Origin of the sequence: Pararcticibacter amylolyticus (assembly GCF_003130405.1) — a bacterium.
In the GTDB taxonomy this organism is placed as follows: domain Bacteria; phylum Bacteroidota; class Bacteroidia; order Sphingobacteriales; family Sphingobacteriaceae; genus Arcticibacter; species Arcticibacter amylolyticus.
The window spans coordinates 63,645-67,197 of record NZ_QEAS01000028.1 but is presented as its reverse complement, the minus strand read 5'-3'; the positions used below and the strand labels follow the sequence as shown (position 1 = coordinate 67,197).

Annotated in this window: 4 protein-coding genes; all 4 read left to right on the top strand. The window is 46.2% G+C overall.

Features of this window, described 5'->3' with window-relative positions:
- On the top strand, positions 1-229 hold a 229-nt coding region (locus DDR33_RS26805; protein WP_238387925.1), incomplete at its 5' end, for a hypothetical protein.
- Between the two features lie 74 nt (positions 230-303).
- Positions 304-1,725, top strand: a complete 1,422-nt coding sequence (gene miaB, locus DDR33_RS23225; RefSeq protein WP_109418197.1) for a tRNA (N6-isopentenyl adenosine(37)-C2)-methylthiotransferase MiaB — start codon at positions 304-306, stop codon at positions 1,723-1,725.
- 77 nt (positions 1,726-1,802) lie between these two features.
- A complete protein-coding gene (locus DDR33_RS23220; RefSeq protein WP_109418196.1) occupies positions 1,803-3,038 on the top strand; it encodes a sigma 54-interacting transcriptional regulator in 1,236 nt (411 codons plus the stop codon).
- 3 nt (positions 3,039-3,041) lie between these two features.
- Positions 3,042-3,551: an LptE family protein gene (locus DDR33_RS23215; protein ID WP_109418195.1), complete on the top strand. Its 510-nt coding sequence runs from the start codon at positions 3,042-3,044 to the stop codon at positions 3,549-3,551.
- Positions 3,552-3,553: the final 2 nt, after the last annotated feature.

The window sequence follows — 3,553 nt, the reverse complement described above, 5'->3', positions numbered from 1 at the left end:
AACGTGGATAAACTGTGGAATAAAGGTGGTTTTTATGTTGCTTGACTGGCCAGAGGGCATCAATAGCACATCTAAGCAAACGGTATACAGCTTATCGGGCTGTACTGCGGGACAAGGTTGCGGAAACGGAGTAAGGGGGAGAAGCTCATCATCTGTTCTAAACTGGGGGTACGACAGGCCGTCCTATTTTCCTATCAGAACCCGTGTGTGCTTCGTACTTTTTATTTGAAAGCAAAGAAATGACACTGCCAACCTGTCGTTTAATAAAATGTTCGTACTTTTGCAGTCCAAAGGAAAACAGGTATGTATACGATACAGAGCGATGTAAAAGAGCATGACGAGGCAAGGCAGGGAGAAGCGCTTATGCTTGAAAATGAAGGAGCTAAGAACAACGGACGTAAACTTTACATAGAAAGTTACGGATGTGCCATGAACTTCTCCGATAGTGAGATAGTCGCCTCTATTATGACTGACATGGGCTTCCAGACAACAACAGATTATAAGGAAGCCGATGTAGTGTTCATCAATACTTGTTCTATCCGTGAAAATGCAGAGCAAAGAGTAAGAAACCGGCTTAGAGAGTTCGGCTCTGCCAAAAGCCGCAATCCAGGAATGGTAGTAGGGGTGCTGGGCTGCATGGCAGAACGCCTGAAGGCAAAGTTCCTCGAAGAAGAAAAACTAGTAGATGTGGTTGTAGGACCTGATGCATACCGCGATCTTCCCAACCTGATCGACAAAGTTGATGATGGTGCGAAGGCCGTAAATGTGTTGCTTTCGAGGGAAGAAACTTATGCTGATATTAACCCCGTAAGACTGAACTCAAACGGCATCACGGCGTTCATCTCCATCATGAGGGGATGCGACAATATGTGTTCCTTCTGCGTAGTACCCTTTACCAGGGGCAGGGAGCGGAGCCGCGATGCTCATTCCATCGTAAACGAGGCCCGGGAGCTTTTTAATCAGGGCTATCGTGAGGTGACGCTGCTGGGACAAAATGTCGACTCCTATAAGTGGGCATCCCAGGATGAACTTGAAAAAGTAAATTTCGCCGGTCTTCTTGAGATGGTCGCATTGGTGAGCCCCGATCTCAGGGTTCGTTTTTCGACCTCACATCCAAAGGATATCACGGATGAAGTGCTTTATACCATGGCGAAGTATGAAAATATCTGTAAGTATATTCATCTTCCGGTTCAGTCCGGAAACTCCCGGATCCTTGAACTGATGAACCGTACATACGACAGGGAATGGTATATGGAGAGGGTAAACAGCATCAGAAGGATTATTCCTGAATGTGCGATATCCACCGACGTGATCACCGGCTTTTGTACTGAAACAGAAGAGGAGCATCAGGACACCCTTAGTATGATGGATTTTGTGAAGTATGACTTTGCTTACATGTTCATGTATTCTGAGCGTCCGGGAACCCTGGCTGCCAAACGATTTACTGACGACATTCCTGAAGAGGTGAAAAAACGCCGGCTTAATGAGGTAGTCGCTAAGCAGCAGCAGTATTCGCACGAGCGCCTCCTCCAGCAAGTTGGAAAGGTACAGAAAGTACTGATTGAGGGTTTCTCTAAGAAATCTGAACTGGATTACGCGGGCAGAAGTGATCAGAACGCTACAGTAGTCTTTCCTGCTGATAATAATTACAAGCCGGGACAATACGTTAATGTGAAGATTGAACGTTGTACGACAGCTACGCTGATCGGTACAATATGTGAATAGAAAAAGCCGGATCATTCCTCGCTATAAGAAAGCGAGTGACCCTGCTAATCTTAATTCTTAACTCTTGAATCTAATAAATGGATATCCAGGATATAAAAAACCGTTTCGGAATAATCGGTAATTCTCCTCTTTTAAACAGGGCGATCGACATTGCCCGGCAGGTTGCCCCTACAGATATATCGGTGCTGATCACAGGTGAAAGCGGAAGCGGGAAGGAAGTATTTTCCCACATCATTCATCAGCTCAGTGCACGTAAACACGGGCCGTTTATTGCGGTCAACTGCGGGGCTATTCCCGAGGGCACTATTGATTCCGAATTGTTCGGACATGAAAAAGGTTCCTTTACAGGGGCACATGAAGCGAGAAAAGGTTATTTTGAGGTGGTGAATGGCGGGACCATCTTTCTTGACGAGGTGGCAGAGCTTCCTTTGGGTACCCAGGCCCGGCTTCTGAGAGTACTGGAAACGGGGGAATACCTGCGGGTAGGTTCTTCAAAGGTTCAAAAAACGGATGTCCGGGTTGTTGCAGCAACGAATGTAGATGTATTTGATGCCGTTCAGAACGGGAAGTTCCGTGAAGACCTGTATTACAGGCTGAATACTGTCCCCCTGAAGATTCCGGCCCTTCGCGAACGAAAGGACGACATTCACTTGCTGTTCCGTAAATTTGTAGCTGATTTTACTGCAAAATATCGCAGCCCCTCTGTTCAGCTGGATGCGGAAGCACAGCAGGTGTTAATGAATTATAGCTGGCCGGGAAACGTACGGCAGCTGAAAAATGTTGCCGAGCAGATTGCAGTTCTTGAAAAAGAAAGAAATCTGACAGCCCAAAACTTGCTGCACTATATCCCCCAGGATCACTCCAGCAACCTTCCGATGCGGGTAAGCAAGGAGAGCAAGGAAGATTTCTCTGAAAGGGATATCCTGTATAAGGTACTCTTTGATATGAAACGGGACATGGTTGATTTGAAGAAACTTGTAGCTGAAATTATCAGGGAAGGCGGAACTCCTGCTTCTGTCCGCGAAAATCCACAGCTATTCAACCAGTTGTACCACGACGGAGATTTTCCGGCAGTCCCCCAGAATACTCAGCCGCTGGTATTGCATCATCCTGATAATGATATCAAAAATGATTTTAACTTTACACCTCATACGGAGGAGGTAGAAGAGTCCCTTTCACTGGTTGAAAAGGAGTCTGACCTGATAAAGAAAGCGCTCAAAAAGCACAAAGGAAAACGCAAGTTAGCGGCTCAGGAACTCGGCATTTCAGAGAGAACGCTTTACCGTAAAATTAAAGAGTTAAACCTGAATTAAACGATGAAGAGTCTCAGAATACAGGCTTTGTTGTTAGTCCTTCCGCTATTACTGCTATCGCAGTCATGCGGCGTTTACAGTTTTTCGGGAGCTTCTATTCCCGCGAACATGAAAACAATAACAGTACTGTTTTTTGAAAACAGTGCACCGCTGGTGGTTCCCTATCTTAGCCAGCAGTTTACCGAAGCTCTTAAAGAGAGGATCAGAAATCAGTCAAGATTAAGTATAGTAAGGGAGAATGGCGACGGGATCTTTGAGGGGAGGATTACTGACTATAGTATTAAGCCGGTTGCGGTAGGCGCAAGTGAACGGGCAGAACAAACCCGCCTGAGCATCACAGTAAGCGTCAAATTCACTAACACACTTAACAACGACTTAAGCTTCGAGCAACCGTTTACCAGATACAGGGATGTGAGAGGCGGCAACATTACGTCACAGGAAGCTACCTTGGTTAGAGAGATCACCAACGAACTAACCGAGGATGTTTTCAACAGGGCGTTCGCGAATTGGTAGGC

What these genes read in the sequence shown, in the direction of transcription:
- DDR33_RS23215 (WP_109418195.1), top strand. Translation starts at nt 3,042, where the DNA reads ATGAAGAGTCTCAGAATACAGGCTTTGTTGTTAGTCCTTCCGCTATTA.
- DDR33_RS23220 (WP_109418196.1), top strand. Translation starts at nt 1,803, where the DNA reads ATGGATATCCAGGATATAAAAAACCGTTTCGGAATAATCGGTAATTCT.
- miaB (WP_109418197.1), top strand. Translation starts at nt 304, where the DNA reads ATGTATACGATACAGAGCGATGTAAAAGAGCATGACGAGGCAAGGCAG.